The sequence below is a fragment of the Antribacter soli genome (assembly GCF_021568775.1).
GTDB classification, from domain to species: domain Bacteria; phylum Actinomycetota; class Actinomycetes; order Actinomycetales; family Cellulomonadaceae; genus Antribacter; species Antribacter soli.
This window is the reverse complement of the sequence record NZ_JAKGSG010000029.1, coordinates 51,920-71,692: the sequence shown is the minus strand read 5'-3', so window position 1 is coordinate 71,692 and position 19,773 is coordinate 51,920. Positions and strand designations below refer to the sequence as shown.

Below are 19,773 nucleotides of genomic sequence, written 5' to 3'. Positions count from 1 at the left end.
AAGCCCTGGGCTCGGGTCCGCTCGTGGACGGTCTGGACTTTCTTCGTCCCGCACGATTCGCCTCTGCCGGCTGACCGCACCGCACCAGGGCCTCTCGCGACGTCCGTGGGACACCGAGCGCACGTACCTGCTCGTTTCCGACCGACGGTCGCGGGAGGCCCTGGCCGTTCCCGACCCGCGGCTACCAGCCCAGCGCCAGGCTGTCGACAAACGGGCGGAACCGGTCGGCGATCATCCGGTGGTTGTTGGTGGAGTAGTGCCAGTCGCAGCCTTGGAAGTCCAGGCCGGAGCCGTCGAGGAACCAGTACCGGACCCTGCTGTCGCCCGCGCCGGCGCGCTCCTGTACCACCTGCTGCACGTCGTCCGCGAACGCCGGGGCCTCCGCCGATCGTGATGAGTTGCCATTGCTGGTTGGTGCCGCCGACACCCTCACGTTCCGCTTCTGGAGCGGCGCCCGCGTCACCTCACTACGTCACCAAGAACGGAACCTCGGTCACGTCGAGGTGGGAGATTTTGGCCGCCACGTCGACGCTCCCGGCAAGGAGATCGCGCTCGAGCGCGACGGGCGGAGATGCGGGCCAAGCGGAAAGCTGATCGGTCGTCGGGCCAGGTCCGACGAGCGCCTCAACGGTCTGTGCGGCCCGACATCCCTCGGAGAAGCTCATGAAGTGGGCCAGCCCGGGACCGGTTCGACCAGCTGAGCGCGGGCATGGGGGGCCGTCCCTTGTGGGCGGCCGCCCTCCGCGGCTGAGCAGGGGCTCGCCTCGCCGCAGACGGCCAGGCGAGCCCCTGCCGCGTTCCTCCATGATCGGACCTCAGGCGCGGCCGTCCAGGATCTCGATAACCCGCCGGGCATTGGTCTCGATGTGGCTGCGCACGTGCTGCACCGCGGTGGCGGTGTCGCCGGACTCTATGGCCTCGAGGATGGTCCGGTGCTCGGCGAGGATGTCGTCGGGATGCTCGAACTCGCGGTCCTCGAGCGACAGCACCGTGAGGTAGAAGCGCAGCTCGACCATGAGCTCGGCGTAGAACTCGTCGAGCCGGGTGCTGCCCAGCGTCGCGACGATCGCGGAGTGGAACGCCAGGTCCACGTCCACGATGCGGAGCGCGTCGTGCGAGGCTGCCGCGGCGACGAGCTCGTCGTACGCGGTCCTCAATGCCGCCAGCGCAGGCTCGCCGACGGGTTTGGAGACGGCCGTGGTCTCCAGCAGCTCGCGGGCGGTGTAGAGGGCGTCGACCTTCTCCGGCGTCGGCGAGATGACGACGGCGCCGCGGTTGACCTCATACTGCACGAGCCCGGTCTGCTCGAGGATCCGGACCGCCTCCCGCACCGTGTTGCGGGCGACACCCAGCTCCGTCGCGATCGCGCTCTCCCGCAGTCGGTCGCCCGGCGCGAACGCGCCGGCGACGATGCGCGAGGCGAGGCCCGCGGCCAGCTGCTGCGCGGCCGTGGACCGCTGCACGACCAGACCTTCGAGTGCTGACATGCCATGAAGAATAGTCCGTCCGGGCCCCTTGTGCATTACAACTCAACTGTCCTACAGTTGCGCACATGGTCAGGACGAAACTTCCGGGCGACGCGCTCTGGAACCCGCAGGCTCATATGCCGACCGCACAGGCCAAGCGCCTCGTGCTGACAGGTGGAGAGGGAGCGTGGCTCGAGAGCTCGACGGGTCAGTGGCTCCTCGACGCCACGGCAAGCCTGTGGCACGCGAACATCGGCCACGGACGCGCTCGTCTCGCCGATGCGGCGCATCACCAGATGAGGAAGCTGGAGACGTACCACACGTTCGGTCGCTTCGCGAACGAGCCCGCCCTCCACCTCGCCGATCGCCTCGCCGCGATGGGGCCGGTGCCTGGCGCCAAGGTCATGCTCACCAGCGGCGGCTCCGACTCCGTCGACCTGGCGTGCAAGCTGGCGCGCAGGCACTGGCAGCTCGAGGGTCGCCCCGAGAAGACGACGATCCTCAGCCGTGTCGGCGCCTACCACGGGCTCCACGCCTTCGGCACCAGTGTGGCCGGCCTCCAGTACAACCGCGACGGCTACGGCACCTCCTCGCTGGTCCCGGAGACCGCGAGGGTCGCCACCAACGACATCGCGGCGGTCCGGCGGTCGGTGACCGAGATCGGCCCGGAGAACATCGCCGCGATCATCGCCGAGCCGGTCATCGGCACGGGGGGCGTCATCGGTCCCGCCGAGGGCTACCTCCAGGGGCTGCAGGATCTCTGCCGGAGCCACGACATCCTGTTCATCGCCGACGAGGTGATCACCGGCTTCGGCCGGACCGGCCATCTGTTCGCGTCGCACAGGTGGGACATCCAGCCGGACATGGTGACGATGGCCAAGGGCCTCACCTCGGGCTACGCCCCTCTGGGCGGGGTCCTCGTGTCACCACGCATCTCCGAGCGGTTCTTCGAGGGCGCGGACGCGCCGATCTTCCGTCACGGCCTTACGTACTCCGGTCATGCCACGGCCTGCGCGATCGCTCTGGCCAACCTGGACGTGATCGACGAGGAGGGACTGGTCGAGGAGGCGGGCCGGCTCGAGGACGTGCTGGCGAAGGCGGTAGAGCCCCTGCGCGACCACGAGCTGGTCGAGGAGGTGCGTTCCGGAGCCGGCTTCATGGCGGGCGTCCACCTGCACGAGGGCGTCAACGGCGACGCGATCGCCGAGGCGTGCACGGACGCCGGAGTGCTGATCCGGGTCATCCATGACAACACGCTGCAGATCTGCCCCCCCTTCGTCACCACCGACGCCGAGGTCAAGCTGATCGCCGGCACCATCACCCAGGCGCTCGACGCCTACCAGTACTAGGAGAAGAAGCAGATGCGCATCGGAGTGGTCAGGGAGATCAAGCCGGCGGAGCGCCGTGTGGCGCTGACCGACGCCGGGGCACGTGCCCTGGTCGCGGACGGCCACGACGTGCTCGTCGAGCGCGGCGCCGGCGCCGGATCGGGCATCCCGGACGAGGACTACGAACGAGCCGGGGCCAAGATCGTCGGCACCGACGACGCGTGGGCGGCAGAGCTGGTGGTCAAGGTCAAGGAGCCGGTTGCCGGCGAGTACGACCTGCTGAGTGAGGAGAGCGTCCTCTTCACCTACCTGCACCTGGCCGCCGACCGGCCGCTGACCCAGGCGCTCCTCGACAACCGCGTCACCGCGATCGCGTACGAGACCGTCGTCGACGACCGCGGCGAGCTGCCGCTCCTCAAGCCCATGAGCGAGGTCGCCGGGCGCCTTGCCGCCCACGCCGCAGGGCAGTACCTCATGCACCCGTACGGTGGTCCCGGCCTGCTTCTCGGCGGTTCGCCCGGCGTCCCGCCCGCCAAGGTGACCGTGCTCGGCGGCGGAGTCGTCGGCACCCAGGCGGCCTCGCTCGCCGTGGGCATGCGGGCCGACGTGACGATCCTGGACACCTCGTCGCACAGGGTGCGCGAGCTCGAGGAGCACTTCGGTAGCTCCGCGCAGGTTCTGCAGTCGGCAGGTGGACCGGCGATCACCGCGCTCCAGGACGCCGACGTGGTGATCGGGGCGGTGCTCGTGCCCGGAGCCGCGGCACCGAAGCTCCTCACGCGTGGCGACCTCGGCCTGCTCAAGCCCGGCGCCCTCCTCATCGACGTCGCCATCGACCAGGGAGGCTGCTTCGAGACGTCGCGGCCCACCACCCACGATGCGCCGACCTACGTGGTGGACGGCACCACCCACTACTGCGTGGCCAACATGCCAGGTGCCGTCCCGCGCACGTCGACCCGCGCGCTCACGAACGCGACGCTGCCCTACGTGCGCCGCCTCGCCGGGCTCGGCGTGGACGAGGCGCTCGAGCGCGACCCGGGCCTGCGGAGCGGCCTCAACACCCGGGCCGGGACCATCACCCACCAAGCCGTCGCCGCGGCGTTCCGCTGAGTGCGGAGAAGGAGACAGAAATGACCCGGACCGAAGTCGCCGCAGCACGCGCGACGGACGACGTGACGAAGGTGCTGGCGGGCGTCCCCCGAGACCTCTTCCTCGGCGGCAGGTGGGTGCCCGCCGCGAACAGAGATCGGATGGTGGTGGTCAACCCCGCCACCGAAGAGGTGCTGACGGAGGTTGCCGACGCCGGCGCACGGGACGCCCTGGCCGCGCTGGAGGCGGCCGAGCGGGCTCAGGCGTCCTGGGCCCGCACCCCGGCCCGGACCCGGTCGGAGATCCTCTATCGCGCGTTCGAGCTGACCGTCGAGCGCACGGAGCAGCTGGCGCTCCTGATGACGCTGGAGATGGGCAAGCCGCTGGCCGATGCGCGCGGCGAGGTCGCCTACGCCGCGGAGTTCTTCCGCTGGTTCGCCGAGGAGGCGGTCCGGATCGACGGGGGCTATGCACACCGCCCTGACGGAGCCGCACGAAACCTGCAGGTCAGGCAGCCGGTCGGCCCTTCCCTGCTGATCATCCCGTGGAACTTTCCGCTGGCCATGGGCGCCCGAAAGCTCGCTCCCGCGATCGCAGCCGGCTGCGTCAGCATCCTGAAGCCTGCTCCGCAGACCCCGCTCTGCTCGCTGGCGCTCGCGGAGATTCTCGCCGAGGCCGGCCTCCCGGACGGCGTGCTGAGCGTCGTGACCACCAGCCGGGCCGCGGACGTCGTCACGCCGATGCTGGAGAGCGGGATCATCCGCAAGCTGTCCTTCACCGGGTCCACCGAGGTCGGCAAGCTCCTGCTCGCCCAGGCGTCGCGTAACGTCCTGCGCACCTCGATGGAGCTCGGCGGCAACGCGCCGTTCCTCGTGCTCGAGGACGCGGACCTCGACCGGGCGGTCGATGCGGCGTTCCACGCGAAGATGCGGAACATGGGCGAGGCCTGCACGGCTGCCAACCGGTTCTTCGTGCACGCGTCCGTCGCCGAGGAGTTTGCGGGACGGCTGGCCGAACGCATGGGCGCCCTGACGGTCGGTGACGGCACGCACGACGGGGTCGACGTCGGACCGCTGATCGACGAGCCCAGCTGCGAGAAGGTGCGCGCGCTGGTCGACGACGCCGTCGACCGTGGTGCGTCGGTCCTCGTCGGCGGCGGTCGCCTCGACCGACCCGGGTACTTCGTGGAGCCGACGGTCCTGACGGGCACCGACCCCGGGAGCGCGCTGACGTGCACCGAGATCTTCGGGCCCGTCGCCGCGATCCAGACCTTCACCGGCCTCGACGACGCGATCCGCCGGGCGAACGACACCGAGTGGGGCCTGGTCGGGTACGTCGCCACCCAGGACCTCGACAACGCGCTCAACGTGGCTGAACGCCTGGAGGTCGGCATGGTCGGCATCAATTCCGGCGTCGTCTCGACGCCGTCGGCGCCGTTCGGCGGCGTGAAGCAGTCCGGCCTCGGCCGTGAGGGCGGTCGGATCGGGATCGACGAGTTCCTCGAGACCAAGTACATCTCGATCCCGGTGCGGCCATGAGCGGCCCGCGCGCATACACCGTCGACGTGATCGCCGGCGACGGGATCGGCCAGGAGGTCATGCCAGCGGCGATCACCTGCATCGACGCGATCGCTCCCACCCTGGGCTTCACGGTCACGTGGCGGGACCGGCAGTGGGGCTCCGACCACTACCGTGCCCACGGCCGGATGATGCCGGTGGACGGTCTCGACCAGCTCGCCACCGGTGACGGCATCCTGCTGGGTGCGGTCGGCGCCCCCGACATCCCGGACGACGTCACGCTCTGGGGTCTGCTGATCCCGATCCGCCGGGAGTTCCAGCAGTACGTCAACCTGCGCCCGATCCGGATCCTCCCGGGCGTGGTCTCGCCCATCGCCGGTCTGGACGAGCTCGACCTCGTCGTCGTCCGGGAGAACGTCGAGGGGGAGTACTCGGACGTGGGCGGCCGGTTCTACCGCGGACGCCCGGAGGAGACAGCCATCCAGGAGGCGGTGTTCAGCCGGACCGGGATCGAGCGGGTCGCGAAGTACGCCGTCGACCTCGCGAGCCGGCGCCAGGGACGCCTCGTCTCCGCGACCAAGTCCAACGGCATCATCCACACGATGCCGTTCTGGGACGAGGTCGTCCGGGAGTGTGTCGACGCGAGCCCTGGCGTGACGCTGGAGAGCGTCCTGATCGACGCGCTGGCCGCGCGGGTCGTGCTCAAGCCCCGGACGCTCGACGTCATCGTCGCGTCGAACCTCTTCGGCGACATCCTCTCCGATCTGGCGGCCGCCGTCGCCGGGTCGATCGGCGTGGCCCCGAGCGCCAACCTGAACCCACCGCGGCAGTACCCGTCGATGTTCGAGCCGGTGCACGGGTCCGCGCCCGACATCGCCGGCCGGGGCATCGCGAACCCGGTGGGTCAGATCTGGGCATCAGCCATGATGCTCGAGCACCTCGGCGAGCACCTCGGCGCCCAGATCCTGGTCGACGGCATCGAGTCCGCACTGGCAGAGGGCGTCCGCACGGCGGACCTGGGCGGCACCGCCACGACGACCGAGGTCGCGGACGCCATCGCGCGCCACTGCCTGGACGCTCTCGCGAACAGGGTCGAGGACGCGCATGCGTACCGGCACTGACCCCGCCGAGGGGGTACGTCTCGAGCACGATCTGCTCGGCGACCGTGCCGTACCCACCTCGGCGCTCTACGGGGTCCACACCGCCCGGGCACTGGCGAACTTCGACATCACCGGTGACACGCTCGCGCGCTACCCGCTGCTGATCGAGGCGCTGGCGGCGGTCAAGCAGGCCGCGGCCGCGGCCAACCGCCGGTGCGGGCGCCTGGACCCGACGATCGCCGCCGCGATCATCGGCGCCTGCAACCAGGTGCGCCGGGGTGAGCACCACGACCAGTTCGTCGTTGATCCCCTGCAGGGCGGGGCCGGTACCTCGACGAACATGAACGCGAACGAGGTCATTGCCAACCTCGCCCTCGAACGACTCGGCCTGGACCGGGGCGCGTACGACGTCGTGCACCCGCTCGAGCACGTCAACCTCGGACAGAGCACGAACGACGTCTACCCCACGGCAGTCAGGCTCGCGCTGCACCGAGCCGCGGGAGAGCTCCAGGAGTCGTTGGAGCTCGTGCAGCGGGCCTTCGCTGCCAAGGCGGAGGAGCTCGCGACGACCGTCAAGCTGGGTCGCACCCAGCTGCAGGACGCCGTCCCGATGACGCTGGGCCAGGAGCTCGGAGCCTTCGCCGGCATGCTGGCGAAGGAGAGAACTGCGCTGGCCGGTGCCCGCCGCCAGCTGTGCGAGCTGAACCTGGGAGGAACCGCGATCGGGACGACGCTCAACGCGCACCCCGACTTTCGGGTCTACGCCCTGGCGGAGCTGAGAAGCCTCACTGGCATCCCCGAGCTGTGCTCAGCGGCCGACCTCGTCGAGGCCACCCAGGACACCGGAGCCTACGTCCACCTGTCCGGCGTCATGAGACAGACGGCCGTCAAGCTCTCCAAGATCTGCAACGACCTGCGGCTGCTGAGCTCCGGTCCGCGTGCGGGTCTCCACGAGATCAGTCTCCCGGCCGTCCAGGCGGGATCGAGCATGATGCCCGGCAAGGTCAATCCGGTCATCCCGGAGCTCGTCAACCAGGTCGCGTTCGAGGTCATCGGCAATGACCTGACCGTGACGCTCGCCGCGGAGGCCGGACAGCTCCAGCTCAACGCGTTCGGGCCCGTCATCGCGCGTTCGCTGCTGGATGGTGCGGCGCACCTCTCCGCGGCCGTGCGCGCTCTCGCGGAGCGTTGCGTCGCCGGCATCACCGTCAACCGCGAGCACCTGGCGAACCTCCTGCCGGGCTCCCTCGTCACCGTGACCCACCTGAGCCCGGTCCTCGGCTACGCGCGGGCAGCCGAGCTCGCCGTCGAGGCAGACTCGCTCGGTGGGGGAGTCCTTGACCTTGCTGTGAGCAAGGGTCTGCTCGACGACGTCCAGGCCCGGCAGATCGAGGAAGCCGCGGGGTTGGTCGGCCGATGAGCACAGCCCGAAGGGTGGCGGTGGTCACCGGGGGTAACCGGGGGATCGGACTCGAGATCTGCCGGCAGCTCGCCGGCCTTGACTATCACGTGGTGCTGACGGCCCGGGATGCCGACCGCGCCGACGAGCAGGCGCGATCGCTGGACGCATCGTGCCCGGGTGAGGTCAGCGGCCTGGGCCTCGACGTCGTGGACGGGCCATCCGTCGATGCGGCGTTCCGGCACGTCAGGAAGCAGCACGGCCGGATCGACGTGCTCGTGAACAACGCCGGCATCGCGGTCGACGGCCCGGAGCACCGGCCGTCCTCGCCGGACTTCACGCGCATCCGGCGCACCCTGGAGACGAACCTCCTCGGCGCCTGGCGGTGCTGTGCCGAGGTCGTCCCGTCGATGCGGGCGCGCGGCTACGGCCGGATCGTCAACCTGAGCAGCACGATGGCCTCGCTCGAGCTGACCCGATCGCCGTCCTCCCCGGCCTACCGCATCTCGAAGACCGGGCTCAACATGCTCACCCGGACGCTGGCCGTCGAGCTCGACGGCACCGGCATCCTGGTCAACGCTGCATCACCCGGGTACACCAGGACGGACATGAGTCCCGACGCGGAGCGACCGGTCGAAGCCGGAGCAGACACGCCGGTCTGGCTCGCCACGCTGCCGGGCACCGGACCGACCGGACAGGTCTTCCTCGACAGGCGAGCCCTCACCTGGTGAGCGAGTGCCGGCGGATTGTGGTCCGGGCCGGCGTCAGGCCATCTCGGGCACGTGAAGGTGCGCGAACGCGATCTCCATCTCCTCGACGTCGTCGATCGTGGCGCCGAGCTCGCGGACGGCTTGTTCGCGGATGCGCATCGCGGCGTCACGGCTGGCCTCGAGCGCCCTGCGACTGTCGAAGGCGACGGTGCCGGCGACCCGACCAGTCTCGCGGTCGACCATCAGGCTGGAGCTGCAGAATCCGTCGAGCTCCTGGATCTGAGGCAGGATGGCCATCCGGTAGACGTCGATGGCGCGATCCATCATGCTCGGGTCGCCGTTCAGCCAGGTGAGGCGGGCGCAGGCGCCGTCCGGCGCGGCGTGATCCCGGTGGACCACGGCGACCTCCCACTGGTGGACCTGGCTGCCGCTGGTGCTACCCACGGACTGTTCGACCCGCTCGCGGAGCGGTCGCACGGCGCCGACGTTCGCCAGCATCGCGTCCTCGGACCGCCACGACGTCGTGGCGATGCAGCGGCCGGTCTGGCGGTCGACCAGCAGCGACATCCCGGCACAGCCGTCCATCGCGCTGACCGCCGGGTAGATCTCCTCACGAACGAGCCGCAGGCCGTCGTCGATCCTGGCCGGGTCTCCTCGGACCTCGGTGGTGCGTACGTACATGAACGCGCTCCCTGCTCTCGGGGCAACGTCCGGACGACGCTGCCGCCCTCCCAACTCACGTTCCGCCGTCCGGTGACCGAGTGCAAGTGGTGACGTCCGGACGCAGGAACACGTATTCAAGGCCGTCGAGCTCAGGGTGCTGGCTCAGCAGAGCGTGAGGCCCATCACGCCGTGACCGCCCGGGTATCCACCGTCATAGGTTAGGATATCCTCACCTTAGGTAGCCCCAACTGACCGGCCCGGGAGGTGAGCCTCGCCACCATGATCGTCTGCCAGTGTGGTGTCGTCAGCGACCGAGCGATCGCCGCAGCCTTTGCCGGAGGAGCCCGGACCGTCTCGGCCGTGTGCCGGACCACCGGAGCTGCCCAGGACTGCGGGTCCTGCATCTTCACGGTGAAGGCACTGGTGCGCCAACACCAGGAGCAGGAATCTGCGGCCCTGGAGATCGACAGCGCAGCCAGTTAGCTCAGCCCTCCGGACCCGCGCCGGCCTCAACGTGCTGGGCGAGGTACCGCTGAATGCCGATCCGCTCGATGGCGTCGAGCTGGCTCTCGAACCAGTCCGCGTGCTTTTCCTCGTCGCGGACCATGTCCTCGAACACCGCGGCGGTGCCGTGGTCGCCGAGGTTGCGGCACTCCTCGGCGGCGGCGTTGAACTGGGCGACCGCCGCGTTCTCGCTGTCGAGAGCGAGCCGCAGCATCTCCTCCGCGGACTCGCCGACCTGGATCGGGTTCAGCCGCTGCACGTTGGGATGCCCGCCGAACATCAGGATCCGGTTGATCAGGTCGTCGGCGTCCTTCATCTCGTCGATGGACAAGTCGTAGAACACCTTGCCCAGCCTCGTGAGCCCCCAGCTGTCGAGCATCCGGGCGTGCAGGAAGTAGGTGTTTGTGACGGTGAGCTCGAAGGTGAGCGCGTCGTTGAGTAGTTCGACCACACGAGGGCTGGCTGGCTGCACCGTGGACCTCCATTGAGAGCGCCGTCCTGCTCCCGATGCTCCGCCCCCTGAAGCAGCACGCAAGTCCAGACTCCGGGAACCGGGTCAAGCCGAACCGTGCCCGCTTCACGGCATCGTGGCCTTTGGGCCGTTCTGTCTCGCTGTCTCACCGAGTGCCATGCCGACCGCGACCGTCACGGCGCACCATCCTTCGCGCCGCGTGCCACCCGGAGGGTGAGCAGGCCGAACGGCCGCATGGTCAGCTCCGCACCGGGGCGGTCGTTCTCCGTGACGAGACGGCACGCCATGCTCCCGTCCCTCGTGGTGGGCCGTCCGATCAGGTCGGTGCGTGAGAGCCGCCCGCCGGGCAGGTCGACGATCACGCGAGCGTCCGCCCGGCGGCCGTGCGCCTCGTACAGACGGACCACCACGTCACCGGACCCGTCGTGCGCGAGAGACACGCTCTCCACAAGCACCCCCTCGCCGCTCACGCGCACGAGCGGGGCCACGTCGCCGCGGCCCGCGACCCGGCGCAGCGGCAGCGCGAGGGCGTACCCGTCGGCGACGGCGTTCCCCAGCGTCGCCCCGGGTCGCAGGAGGTGAGCGAAGCTGTGTCGACCCACGTCGGCGCCGGGGTCGGGGTAACGCGGTCCGCGCAGCAGGTGGAGCTCGAGCCGCGTGGTCGTGCCGCCGTCCTCGCGGACGTGCCGACTGATCCCGTAACCGTGCGTCGTGCGGTTGGCGACGGCGACGCCGACCCCGCCTTCGGCGACGTGCAGCCATCGGTGCGTGGCATGCACGAACTGGGCGGTCTGCCAGGAGGTGTTCTTGTGGGTGGGCCGGCGGACGTGCCCGAACTGGGTCTCGGCCGCGACGTCGTCCGCCCGCAGGTCGAGCGGGAAGGCCAGGACGAGGAGCTGCTCGCGCTCGTGCCAGTCCACCTCGGTCTCGACCCGTACGGCGCCGCCGGCCAAGGTCAGTCGTTGGGTCAGCCGCGAGCTCCCGAAGCAGCGTGTGACCACCACGGCGGGCCCCTCCGCACGCACGTCGGCGTCCGGCACGCCGCTCACGACACGCGCGTGGTGGGCGTCGACATCCCACGCGTCCCAGCGGTTGGGGAGGTCGCGGTGCAGCTCCACGGCGTTGGCCGGGCCCGCGAGACCGACGGCGTCCCGCCCGCTCGCGCGGTCGACGAGCGCGACGATGTGTCCCTGGGTGTCCACCACCAGACGTGTCGCGGCATCCTCAAGGACCCAGGTCGCGCCGTCGCGAACAGGCGTGACGGCGGGCGCGGGGGGAGCGTCCTCCGGCTCGCGGCCGGACCCGAGGGCCGGCACACCCTCGACGGGCAGCGGGCCGGCGTTCGCCAGGACGTGCCCCTCGCCGGGGTGCACCAGCGCCGTCAGGGCTCGAGAGATCAAGTCCTCGCAGCGGGCCGCGACGCGTTGGTGGTCGCGCGTCACGTCGTCGTACACCCAGGCGATCGAGGACCCGGGCAGGACGTCGTGGAACTGGTGGCGCAGGACCGTCTGCCATAGCTCGCGCAGCTCCGCGAGAGGGTAGGACGCGCCCGTGCGCACCGTAGCGGTCGCGCACCAGAGCTCAGCCTCTCGCAGCAGCCGCTCGCAGTGCCGGTTCCCGGCCTTCGTCCGTTGCTGGGTGGTGCTCACGCCACGGTGCAGCTCGAGTGGCATCTCGCCCACCCACACCGGCGTCGGCTCCCCGACATCGGCGTCGGTCATCAGCCGTTGCGTCTGGGCGAAGAACTCCGCAGGCGTGCCCCACGCCACGCGCGGCGACCCTGCCAGATCGCGGAGCCGGCGCGCCGCCTCGGCATGCGCCCGCGTGGGCCCGCCGCCGCCGTCGCCCCACCCAGCCGGTGCCATGGACAGGCGCGCCGACGTCGCGTCCGAGCTCGCCACGTTGCGCTCAGCGTGCGCCAGCTGGCGCGGGCTGAGGTCGCTGTTGTAGTTGTCGACGGGCGGAAAGTGCACGAGGACCCGCGAGCCGTCGATGCCTTCCCAGGTGAAGGAGTGGTGCGGCATCCGGTTGGTGTCGTTCCACGACAGCTTCTGCGTGAGGAACCATCGTGGGCCGGCATGGCGCACGATCTGGGGCAGCGCGCCCGAGTAGCCGAACGAGTCCGGCAACCACACCTCCTCGCACGTCACCCCGAGGTGCTCGGCGAACCAGGTGATGCCTTCCACGAACTGACGAGCCATCGACTCCCCACCGGGCAGCACCGTGTCTGCCTCGACCCACATGCCTCCAACCGGGACGAACCGTCCGGACTGCACGGCGTCGCGTATCTGCCCGAACAGGTCCGGGTCGGCCTCTTCGACCCAGGCGAGGTGCTGCGCCGAGGACGTCGCGAACGTCACCTCCGGGTACTCGGAGAGCAGCGAGAGAGCGTTGGCGTACGTGCGCACCACCTTGCGACGGCTCTCCCGGTACGGCCACAGCCACGCCGAGTCGATGTGGGCGTGCCCGACAGCTATGACGCGGTGGGCGGCGGTCCCCGCCTCCTCCCCGAGCACGGCCGCAACCGCGGCACGGCCCTGCCGTGCGCTGCTCCGCACGGCGTCGGGTGACTCGATCGCCATGACGTCCAGGAGGCGGGAGAGCGCGCGCAGGATACGCCGGCGCCGGAGGTCGGTGGCGCCCAGGCATTCCAGCTGGCCGCGGAGCACCCGCAGGTCGTGCCACAGAGCCCAGACCTCGGCGTCCCGGCGCCGGAGCTCGACCGCACCGACGCGGTAGAGCGCATCCGCCGGGAGTGTCGCCGGGGAGCCGAGAGGGGTCGGTGCGAACGTGAAGTCGGGGTCGAGCACGGGGTTGGCCGCTGCCTCCACCCAGAGGTCGACGGGGAACGGCGCGCGGCCGGCCCGCCAGTCCGCGGCAGCGGCGGGGTCGTCGGCGAGGAGCGCTGCGAGCGGTACGTGGTGGTTGAAGGGCTGGATCCCCTTGATGACGCGACCAGCGCTGGTCCGCGCGGTTCCCTCGGCCTGGAAGCCCGGCGTGTCTCGGGTGAACCCGAGGTCGACCACGACGTCGACCCAGTCGCGCGTCGGGCTGCTTGCGGAGGCTCGGGCGGAGGAGGCGCCGGGCCCGGCAGCGTCGGCGTCCGCCCACTCGAGGGGCACCTCGCCGCGCAACCGGAGCCACGCCGTCGACCACGGTGGGCCCCACGGGGTGCCGGGCGGGGCGGCGACGAACTCGCGCGGCGACAGCGCCGAGACGTGCGTGAACGGTGGCGGCTCCCCGGGGGTCCATGACCCTGGGGCCTGCCACAGCTCGACGCACAGGGGCGCGGCGGCCGCGTCGAGCGCTGGGGTGAGGCGTTCGTCGACGAACCGGCGCACCCGCCCCAGAGTGACGTCGTCGGGGTCCGGGCTCACGCCATGACCTCTTCCTGCCGGGGCAGGTACGGCTCGACCGTGTGCGCCTCGCGTCCTGCACCCGCCACAACCGTCACGACGGCGGCGCGAGCGGCCAACGGCACGACCTCCTCCGGCGGGACGAACGCGGCCTCGTCGCCAACCTCGATCACCACGCGGGCCGACGCGCCGGCCGCGACCTTGACTCGCCGCCACGCGGCCAGCTCCGCACTCCGCGGCCACGCGAGGCCGCCCGTGCGACGGACATATATCTGAACAACCTCCTCGGCGTCCCAGACGCCGGCCACGGCAGCCACGTCCGCCTCGACGCGCAGGCCGCGGGGCACGGCGACGACGCGGGAAGCGACGAGCCGCAGGCTCCCGTAGCCAAGACCTGCACCGAGCGGACGGAGCTCGGGGTCCGGCACGTCGCGGTAGACGCCGGCCGCGTCCATGCGCTCGTCGTGGTGCACGGGAAGGGCACTCGGGTCTGCGGGCAGCGTGGCGGGAAGGCGGCCGACCGGCTGCGCTGCCCCGAGGATGAGGTCGGCGAGCGCGTCCGGGCCGTGCGGTCCCGGGTAGGCGGCGAGGAGCACCGCATCGGCGTACGCGAGAACGTCGGTCAGCACGTACGGCCGGCCGGCGACGACGACGGCGACGACCGGGCTCTCCGTCGCCCGCCGGATCGCCGCGAGCGATTCGACCTGGCCGGGGGGAAGCACGGCGCGGGCGACGTCCACGCCCTCGCCGCAGTCGGCAGCGGTCTGGCCGGTGTTCGCCCCGTTGTCGGCGAACGCGTCCGTGTAGGCCCTATGGCTCGAGCCGCCGAGGACGACCACGACGCCGTCCGCCGCCCGGAGCGCGGTGCCGTGGCCCTCGGCCCCCTCCTCGAGCGGCCGGATGGTGACACCAGCGCGCTCGCCGGCCTCGTGCAGCGCCGTCGCGATCGAACGACGGCGATCTTGCGGCAAGGGCGGGACGTAGTCGCCCAGGAGGCACTCGACGTCGTGGGCCCGGGGGCCGGTCACCACCCACCGCGTGCCCGGCCGCAGCGGCAGAGGCTGGTCGGCTTCGCCGCTACCGTTGCGGAGCAGCACGGCAGAGCGCTCGGCGAGCCGTCGGGAGAGCACCACCGTCGACCGGTGCGTGTTGCGGGCACTGGTGCCGGACTGGTCGGGCTCGCCCGATCGATGGGCGGCGTGCCGCGTCTCGTCGCGTCGGCCCCGCAGCCCGGGGACCAGACCGAGCTGTGCCTTCACGGTGAGGACTCGCGCGCAGGCGAGGTCAACGGCCGCCCCCAGAGCCGGTGCCGCGCCGACGGCCTCTTCGAGCAGTGCGAACGAGCGGTCCCACAGGGACAGGTCCACCCCCGCCGTGAGTGCGGCCGCAGCCCCCGGGAGGGGAGCACCGACCTGCTCGACGATGCGGTCGACGCCGAGCCCGTCGGCCATGACAAGCCCGTCGAAGCCCCACTGCCCGCGCAGCAGCTCGGTCAGCAGCCCGCGGTTGGCGACGCAGGGCACCCCGTCGATGTCGTTGTATGCGGCCATGACGGCGACCGCGCCGGCCGCTATACCGGCCCGGGCAGCCGGCAGATGCAGCTCGGCCAGGTCGCGCGGACCGAGTTGCGCCGAGTGGCCGTTGCGCCCACCCACTCCACCGCCCTGGGCGGCGAAGTGCTTGAGCACCACACCGACGCCGGTGCCGTCCGCCAACCGGGCCCGGTCCGGGCCCTGCATGCCGACCACTGCCGCGCGTGCGAAGGCGGCGGCGAGGGCCGGGGCCTCGGTGTAGCACTCCTCGGCACGGCCCCACCGGGGGTCGCGCAGCAGGTCGAGCGCGGAGACGAGAGCGAGGTGGACGCCGTCGGCGCGCAGAGCGGTCGCGACCGCGGCGCACGCCTCGGCATAGAGGTCCGGGTCCCAGGTGGCGCCGACGGCGAGATTGACGGGCAGCAGGTCCGCGCCGAGCGCCTGGTGCCCGTGCGGCGCTTCCTCCACCAGCAGGGGGCCGATCCCGTGCCGGGACGCGGCGGAGACCTCTGCCACCACCGTCGCGGCAACCTCGGCCCGCTCCTCGGGCCGAATGCCGTTTCCCCAGTGCTGCCCGGACCAGGCGTCGGCGCGGAACAGCCCGTACAGGGCGCCGAGCCCGCCCCAGCGCTCGACCTCCGCGTGCAGCACGTCGGTCGTCTCCCAGCCGCGCGGGCCGCGGCGCACGCAGTGCCAGCCGAGGAGGCCCTGGTTGAGCTGGCCGACCTTCTCGCGGAGGGTGAGGTCGCTCACCAGTGCCGCGACGCACGCGGCGACGTCGGGAGCTGTCATCGGTGCCATAGGTCATTCCTGGTTCGCAGCACGGGCGGACCGGCGAGTGCGCGCCGCGTCGCGGCAGCCGGGGCTTGGGGCAGGGCGACGTGGACGGTGACGCTCTCCCCTGGCAGGAGAGTGTGGAGCGCGTCCGCGACGCGGGCGTCGGGGTGGACGCGGTCTGCCAGGATCGTCACGTCGGCGATGAGCACATCGGCGGTGATCTCGACGTCGACGCCGTTCGTGGTGGGCACCACGCGGGTGCGGGAAAGCGCGCGGGGCCACCGCACGCCGTCCTCGCGGCACAGCGCCGCCACTGCCCGACGCGCACGCGGGGTGGGCGCGCCCGAACCGACCGAGGCTCCGGCGCACGCCGGGTCGTCGAGCGCGTCGGCGACCAGCACCTCCTCCCGGCGGGCATGGGGGAGGGCGACGTCGGGCGGGACGTGGCGCTGGGCAACCGCGCGTGGTCCGACCGGGACGTCGAGGACGGTGGCCGCCACGGGGCCGTCCGTGACGTGAACGCGCTGGACGAGCACTCTCGCGTCCCAGGCGGTGTCGGTGTCGTTCACCAGGACGGCGGCGGTAGCACCGTCCCGGGGCTGAAGAGTGACGAGCCGGGGCGCGTAAGCGCGTTGCACCGCGTAGAGGGCGGGTTTGGGGCGCCCGTCGTGGTCGATCAGCGACCACGAGATGCCGGGCCACGCGTCGTTGAGCTGCCACACCAGGCATCCGGCAGTGCGAGGCCAGTGACCGCGGAGATGCTCCGCGGCGGTGCGCAAGGCATCGGCCTGGTTCAGCTGCGTCGCCCAGAGCCAGTCGTCCAGGTCGTCGACGAGCGCGTCGGGGTCCGGCACGTGCCCGTCGAGCCGGCGCACGAGGTGTGCCATGCCGCCCGACTGCTTCTGCCGCCCGGCGAGAGCGGGTGCCGTCGGGGTGAGCCTGCGCGGGTCGAGAGACAAGGCGCCGGTGAGCGTGCGCCACGTAGGCGGCGCCTGGTAGCCGAGCTCTGCGGCGAAGCGGGGAACGTGGTCGCGGTACGTCGTGTGGTCGAGCAGGTTCCACTGATCCCAGAGGTGTGCGCTGCCCTCGCCGTCAACGTTGGGTCCGACGCCGGGCGTCGTGGAAAAAGGGCTGGAGGGGACGTACGGCGTACCCGGGTCCTCCCGCGCGACGATGTCCGGGAGGATGCCGCGGAAGTAGCCCTCTCCCCAGGCGCGCGTCCCGACGCGGTCGGGCCACCCCCAGTCGGCCCAACCGAGCAAGCTCTCGTTGGAGCCGTTCCAGACGACGACGCACGGGTGTGGCACAAGTCGGCGGACCTGTTCCCGGGCCTCTGCGGCCACCTCACCGGCGAACGACTCGTCCTCCGGGTAGGCGGCACAGGCGAAGGCGAAGTCTTGCCAGACGAGCAGTCCCGCTTCGTCACAGGCCTCGTAGAACGCCTCGTCCTCATAGGTCCCGCCGCCCCACACCCGGAGCATCGTCATCTCCGCCTGGACTGCCTGCGCGACCCGAGCGGCGTACCGGGCGGGCGTCATGCGGGAGAGAAGCAGATCGTCGGGCACCCAGTTCGCGCCGCGCGCGAACACGGCCCGGCCGTTGACGACGAGGGTGCAGGAACGGCCCCAGGCATCTGGGGTCGTGTCCAGGGTGACGTGCCGGAACCCGACCCGCCGGTGCAGCTCCTGGCCGGTGCCGACCAACCGGACGACGACGTCGTGGCGCACCGGGTCGCCGTACCCGCGTGGCCACCACGGCGCCGGGTCGGCCACCGCCAGCTCGAGGCGGGCGGCGCCGTCGACGTCGCGCTGCCAGACATGGTCGCCCAGGCTCACCTGAACCGTGCCCGACGCGACCACCGGGCCGTCGAGCACCACGTCGACGACGAGGATGCCCTCGGTCAGATCCGCACTCAGGCGGGTGGCGACGTGGGCGCGCAGCCGAACGCCGGACCAGGTCTCGAGGCGCGCGGCGCGCCACAGGCCGGCGGTGACGAGCGTCGGCGCCCAGTCCCAACCGACGCTGCAGGCCATCACGCGCACGCGGTTGTAGGCGTACGCCCAGTCGTAAGGAAGCGCGCCGTCGTCGGCCTCCCGCATGGCTCGCGCCGCCGAGGCGAAGGTCACGGTCAGGTCGTTGGCGCCGGCCCGCAGCAGATCTGTCACGTCCAGATGCCAGGCGCGATGCGCGTTCGCCGTCGATGCGACCTCGGTGCCGTTGAGCCGGACCGTCGCGAGCGTCGCCAACCCCTCGAGGACGAGTTCCGCACGTCGGGCGTGCTCCACCGCCGTCGGCGCGAGATCGACGGTGGTCGCGTACTCCCAGTCGCTCTCACCCACCCAGCGGACCGTGTCCGCATGGTCGTCCATGAAGGGGTCGGGCAGGAGTCCCGCGGCCATCAGGTCGGTGTGGACGGACCCGGGCACGGTCGCGGCGACTCCTGCTGCCGCCGCAGCGTGCACGGTTGGTCCCGGGGGCAGGGTGCCGGGCCCGAGGTGCGTGGCGAGCAGGCGGACTCGCCACGGAACTGCGGCAAGGTCGACGATGCGGGGATCCGTCCGGGCGCGCTCGAGCGATACGGCGTCGGGCACTAGTCCTCCGGGTAGTCGGTGGGGGCGACGTAGTGCTCCGGAACCTGTGGGGCGTGCGTGGATCCGGTCGCGTGGACTGCGATGCTCGCCAGCCGCGCCCCCTCGCCGACGAGCTCCACCTCCAGCGTTGTGCCGGTCAGGGGCCCGACGACGTGAATGCGGTCGACGCCGACCGTGCCGCCCTGTGCAACGGTTCGCCCGTCGAGCCGCACCGTGTGCCCGGTGATCCGCTGGCCGCTCACGAGATCCTCGCGCAGCTGGACGTGGTCGAACGTCACAGGTCCGTCGCCGGTGAGCTCGGCGCGCCACCGGGAGCCGGCGGCCGTCGGCTCGGACAGCACCGCCTCCCGGGGCGAGCCGAACCGGCGGCGCACCTCGGCGCCGAACGCGCGTACGACGACGGCGTCCGTCGCGTCGATGCGGCCGCGGGTGTCGGGAGGCACATTGAGCAGGAGGTTGGCGCCCAGCCCCACCGAGCGGTAGTAGATCGCGAGCAGGTGCTCGAGCGTCTTGGGCTCGTCGTCCGCCCGCCAGAACCAGCCGCGGCGGACCGACACGTCGCACTCGGGTGGCAGGTAGAGCGCCTCGGCGAACTCGCTCGTGACGATCGTGTAGTTGCTCATCTGGGTGTGCCGGACGACGTACTCGACCGGGTCGCTCGCGAGACCGTCCTCGTTGCCCACCCAGCGAATGGTGGGCGCGCCCATGTTGAACACCATCGCGCCGGGCTGGTGGGCCTGTAGCACCGCCGTGATGCGGTCCCAGTCGTACGCGTAGCCCTCCGAGCCGGCGCCGTCGAACCACAGTTCGACGAGGTCGCCGTAGCGTGTGCACAGCTCGGTGAGCTGCGTCGCATACACGTCGGCGTACGCGGACGGGTCGGCGTAGGCGGGATGGCTGCGGTCCCACGGTGACAGGTACAGGCCAAGACCGATACCTGCCGCGCGGCACGCTTCCGCTACCTCGGCGACCACGTCGCCTCTCCCGGCGCGCCACGGCGATGACGCCACGGAGTAGTCCGTGGTGGATGTCGGCCACAGGCAGAACCCGTCGTGGTGTTTCGCCGTCAGCACGAGGTATCGGGCGCCCGCAGCGACCGCCACGTCGACCCATTCGCGCGCATCAAGGTCGGTCGGGGCGAACGACTCTGCGGGCAGAGTGCCGTCGCTCCACTCCTTACCGTGAAAGGTGTTGAGCCCGAAGTGGACGAACATGCCGATCCCGAGCCGTTGCCACGCGAGCTGCCCGGGTGTGGGCGCAATCACCGGT

General features: G+C 71.5%; 15 protein-coding genes. 7 read left to right on the top strand and 8 right to left on the bottom strand.

What is annotated here, in order from left to right; all coding sequences use genetic code 11:
• Positions 1–181 precede the first annotated feature (181 nt).
• A complete protein-coding gene (locus tag L1785_RS09990) occupies positions 182–349 on the bottom strand; it encodes an SGNH/GDSL hydrolase family protein (protein WP_236089112.1) in 168 nt (55 codons plus the stop codon).
• 466 nt (positions 350–815) lie between these two features.
• Complete coding sequence (locus tag L1785_RS09985) at positions 816–1,487, bottom strand: GntR family transcriptional regulator (RefSeq protein WP_236089111.1); 672 nt, start codon at positions 1,485–1,487, stop codon at positions 816–818.
• Between the two features lie 65 nt (positions 1,488–1,552).
• Here L1785_RS09985 and L1785_RS09980 point away from each other — a divergent pair, with 65 nt between their 5' ends.
• From L1785_RS09980 to L1785_RS09955, 6 genes are read left to right on the top strand one after another with little or no spacing between them, the layout of a single operon-like run.
• Complete coding sequence (locus tag L1785_RS09980; protein ID WP_236089110.1) at positions 1,553–2,815, top strand: aminotransferase family protein; 1,263 nt, start codon at positions 1,553–1,555, stop codon at positions 2,813–2,815.
• A gap of 12 nt (positions 2,816–2,827) precedes the next feature.
• A complete protein-coding gene (ald, locus tag L1785_RS09975; RefSeq protein WP_236089109.1) occupies positions 2,828–3,904 on the top strand; it encodes an alanine dehydrogenase in 1,077 nt (358 codons plus the stop codon).
• A 20-nt stretch (positions 3,905–3,924) separates the two neighbouring features.
• On the top strand, positions 3,925–5,421 hold the full coding sequence (locus tag L1785_RS09970; protein ID WP_236089108.1) for an NAD-dependent succinate-semialdehyde dehydrogenase: 1,497 nt from the start codon (positions 3,925–3,927) through the stop codon (positions 5,419–5,421).
• Positions 5,418–6,521 (top strand): tartrate dehydrogenase, encoded by a 1,104-nt coding sequence (locus L1785_RS09965; protein WP_236089107.1) that lies wholly within the window; start codon positions 5,418–5,420, stop codon positions 6,519–6,521. The genes L1785_RS09970 and L1785_RS09965 overlap by 4 nt, the downstream gene beginning before the upstream one ends.
• Positions 6,505–7,920, top strand: coding sequence for an aspartate ammonia-lyase (locus tag L1785_RS09960; RefSeq protein ID WP_236089106.1), 1,416 nt, complete (start codon positions 6,505–6,507; stop codon positions 7,918–7,920). The genes L1785_RS09965 and L1785_RS09960 overlap by 17 nt, the downstream gene beginning before the upstream one ends.
• Positions 7,917–8,630 (top strand): SDR family oxidoreductase, encoded by a 714-nt coding sequence (locus L1785_RS09955; protein WP_236089105.1) that lies wholly within the window; start codon positions 7,917–7,919, stop codon positions 8,628–8,630. Before L1785_RS09960 ends, L1785_RS09955 begins: the two co-directional genes overlap by 4 nt.
• Positions 8,631–8,663: 33 nt before the next feature.
• Here the strand turns inward: L1785_RS09955 and L1785_RS09950 are convergent, their stop codons facing one another.
• On the bottom strand, positions 8,664–9,290 hold the full coding sequence (locus L1785_RS09950) for an antibiotic biosynthesis monooxygenase (RefSeq protein ID WP_236089104.1): 627 nt from the start codon (positions 9,288–9,290) through the stop codon (positions 8,664–8,666).
• A gap of 261 nt (positions 9,291–9,551) precedes the next feature.
• On the opposite strand from L1785_RS09950, the gene L1785_RS09945 reads away from it, so the two are divergent.
• On the top strand, positions 9,552–9,755 hold the full coding sequence (locus L1785_RS09945) for a (2Fe-2S)-binding protein (RefSeq protein ID WP_236089259.1): 204 nt from the start codon (positions 9,552–9,554) through the stop codon (positions 9,753–9,755).
• Between the two features lies 1 nt (position 9,756).
• Here L1785_RS09945 and bfr read toward each other — a convergent pair whose 3' ends face one another.
• From bfr to L1785_RS09920, 5 genes are all read right to left on the bottom strand, one after another.
• A complete protein-coding gene (gene bfr / locus L1785_RS09940) occupies positions 9,757–10,248 on the bottom strand; it encodes a bacterioferritin (protein ID WP_236089103.1) in 492 nt (163 codons plus the stop codon).
• Positions 10,249–10,421: 173 nt separating this feature from the next.
• Positions 10,422–13,625, bottom strand: a complete 3,204-nt coding sequence (locus L1785_RS09935) for an alpha-mannosidase (RefSeq protein ID WP_236089102.1) — start codon at positions 13,623–13,625, stop codon at positions 10,422–10,424.
• Positions 13,622–15,937, bottom strand: coding sequence for a glycoside hydrolase family 3 N-terminal domain-containing protein (locus L1785_RS09930; protein WP_236089101.1), 2,316 nt, complete (start codon positions 15,935–15,937; stop codon positions 13,622–13,624). Before L1785_RS09930 ends, L1785_RS09935 begins: the two co-directional genes overlap by 4 nt.
• Complete coding sequence (locus L1785_RS09925; RefSeq protein WP_236089100.1) at positions 15,925–18,504, bottom strand: glycosyl hydrolase 2 galactose-binding domain-containing protein; 2,580 nt, start codon at positions 18,502–18,504, stop codon at positions 15,925–15,927. The genes L1785_RS09930 and L1785_RS09925 overlap by 13 nt, the downstream gene beginning before the upstream one ends.
• The gene (locus L1785_RS09920; protein WP_236089099.1) at positions 18,504–19,769 is read right to left on the bottom strand and encodes an alpha-L-fucosidase; all 1,266 of its coding nucleotides are present in this window, start codon (positions 19,767–19,769) and stop codon (positions 18,504–18,506) included. Before L1785_RS09920 ends, L1785_RS09925 begins: the two co-directional genes overlap by 1 nt.
• Positions 19,770–19,773: the final 4 nt, after the last annotated feature.

What these genes read in the sequence shown, in the direction of transcription:
- L1785_RS09985 (WP_236089111.1), bottom strand. Translation starts at nt 1,487, where the DNA reads ATGTCAGCACTCGAAGGTCTGGTCGTGCAGCGGTCCACGGCCGCGCAG.
- L1785_RS09980 (WP_236089110.1), top strand. Translation starts at nt 1,553, where the DNA reads ATGGTCAGGACGAAACTTCCGGGCGACGCGCTCTGGAACCCGCAGGCT.
- ald (WP_236089109.1), top strand. Translation starts at nt 2,828, where the DNA reads ATGCGCATCGGAGTGGTCAGGGAGATCAAGCCGGCGGAGCGCCGTGTG.
- L1785_RS09970 (WP_236089108.1), top strand. Translation starts at nt 3,925, where the DNA reads ATGACCCGGACCGAAGTCGCCGCAGCACGCGCGACGGACGACGTGACG.
- L1785_RS09965 (WP_236089107.1), top strand. Translation starts at nt 5,418, where the DNA reads ATGAGCGGCCCGCGCGCATACACCGTCGACGTGATCGCCGGCGACGGG.
- L1785_RS09960 (WP_236089106.1), top strand. Translation starts at nt 6,505, where the DNA reads ATGCGTACCGGCACTGACCCCGCCGAGGGGGTACGTCTCGAGCACGAT.
- L1785_RS09955 (WP_236089105.1), top strand. Translation starts at nt 7,917, where the DNA reads ATGAGCACAGCCCGAAGGGTGGCGGTGGTCACCGGGGGTAACCGGGGG.
- L1785_RS09950 (WP_236089104.1), bottom strand. Translation starts at nt 9,290, where the DNA reads ATGTACGTACGCACCACCGAGGTCCGAGGAGACCCGGCCAGGATCGAC.
- L1785_RS09945 (WP_236089259.1), top strand. Translation starts at nt 9,552, where the DNA reads ATGATCGTCTGCCAGTGTGGTGTCGTCAGCGACCGAGCGATCGCCGCA.
- L1785_RS09930 (WP_236089101.1), bottom strand. Translation starts at nt 15,937, where the DNA reads ATGGCACCGATGACAGCTCCCGACGTCGCCGCGTGCGTCGCGGCACTG.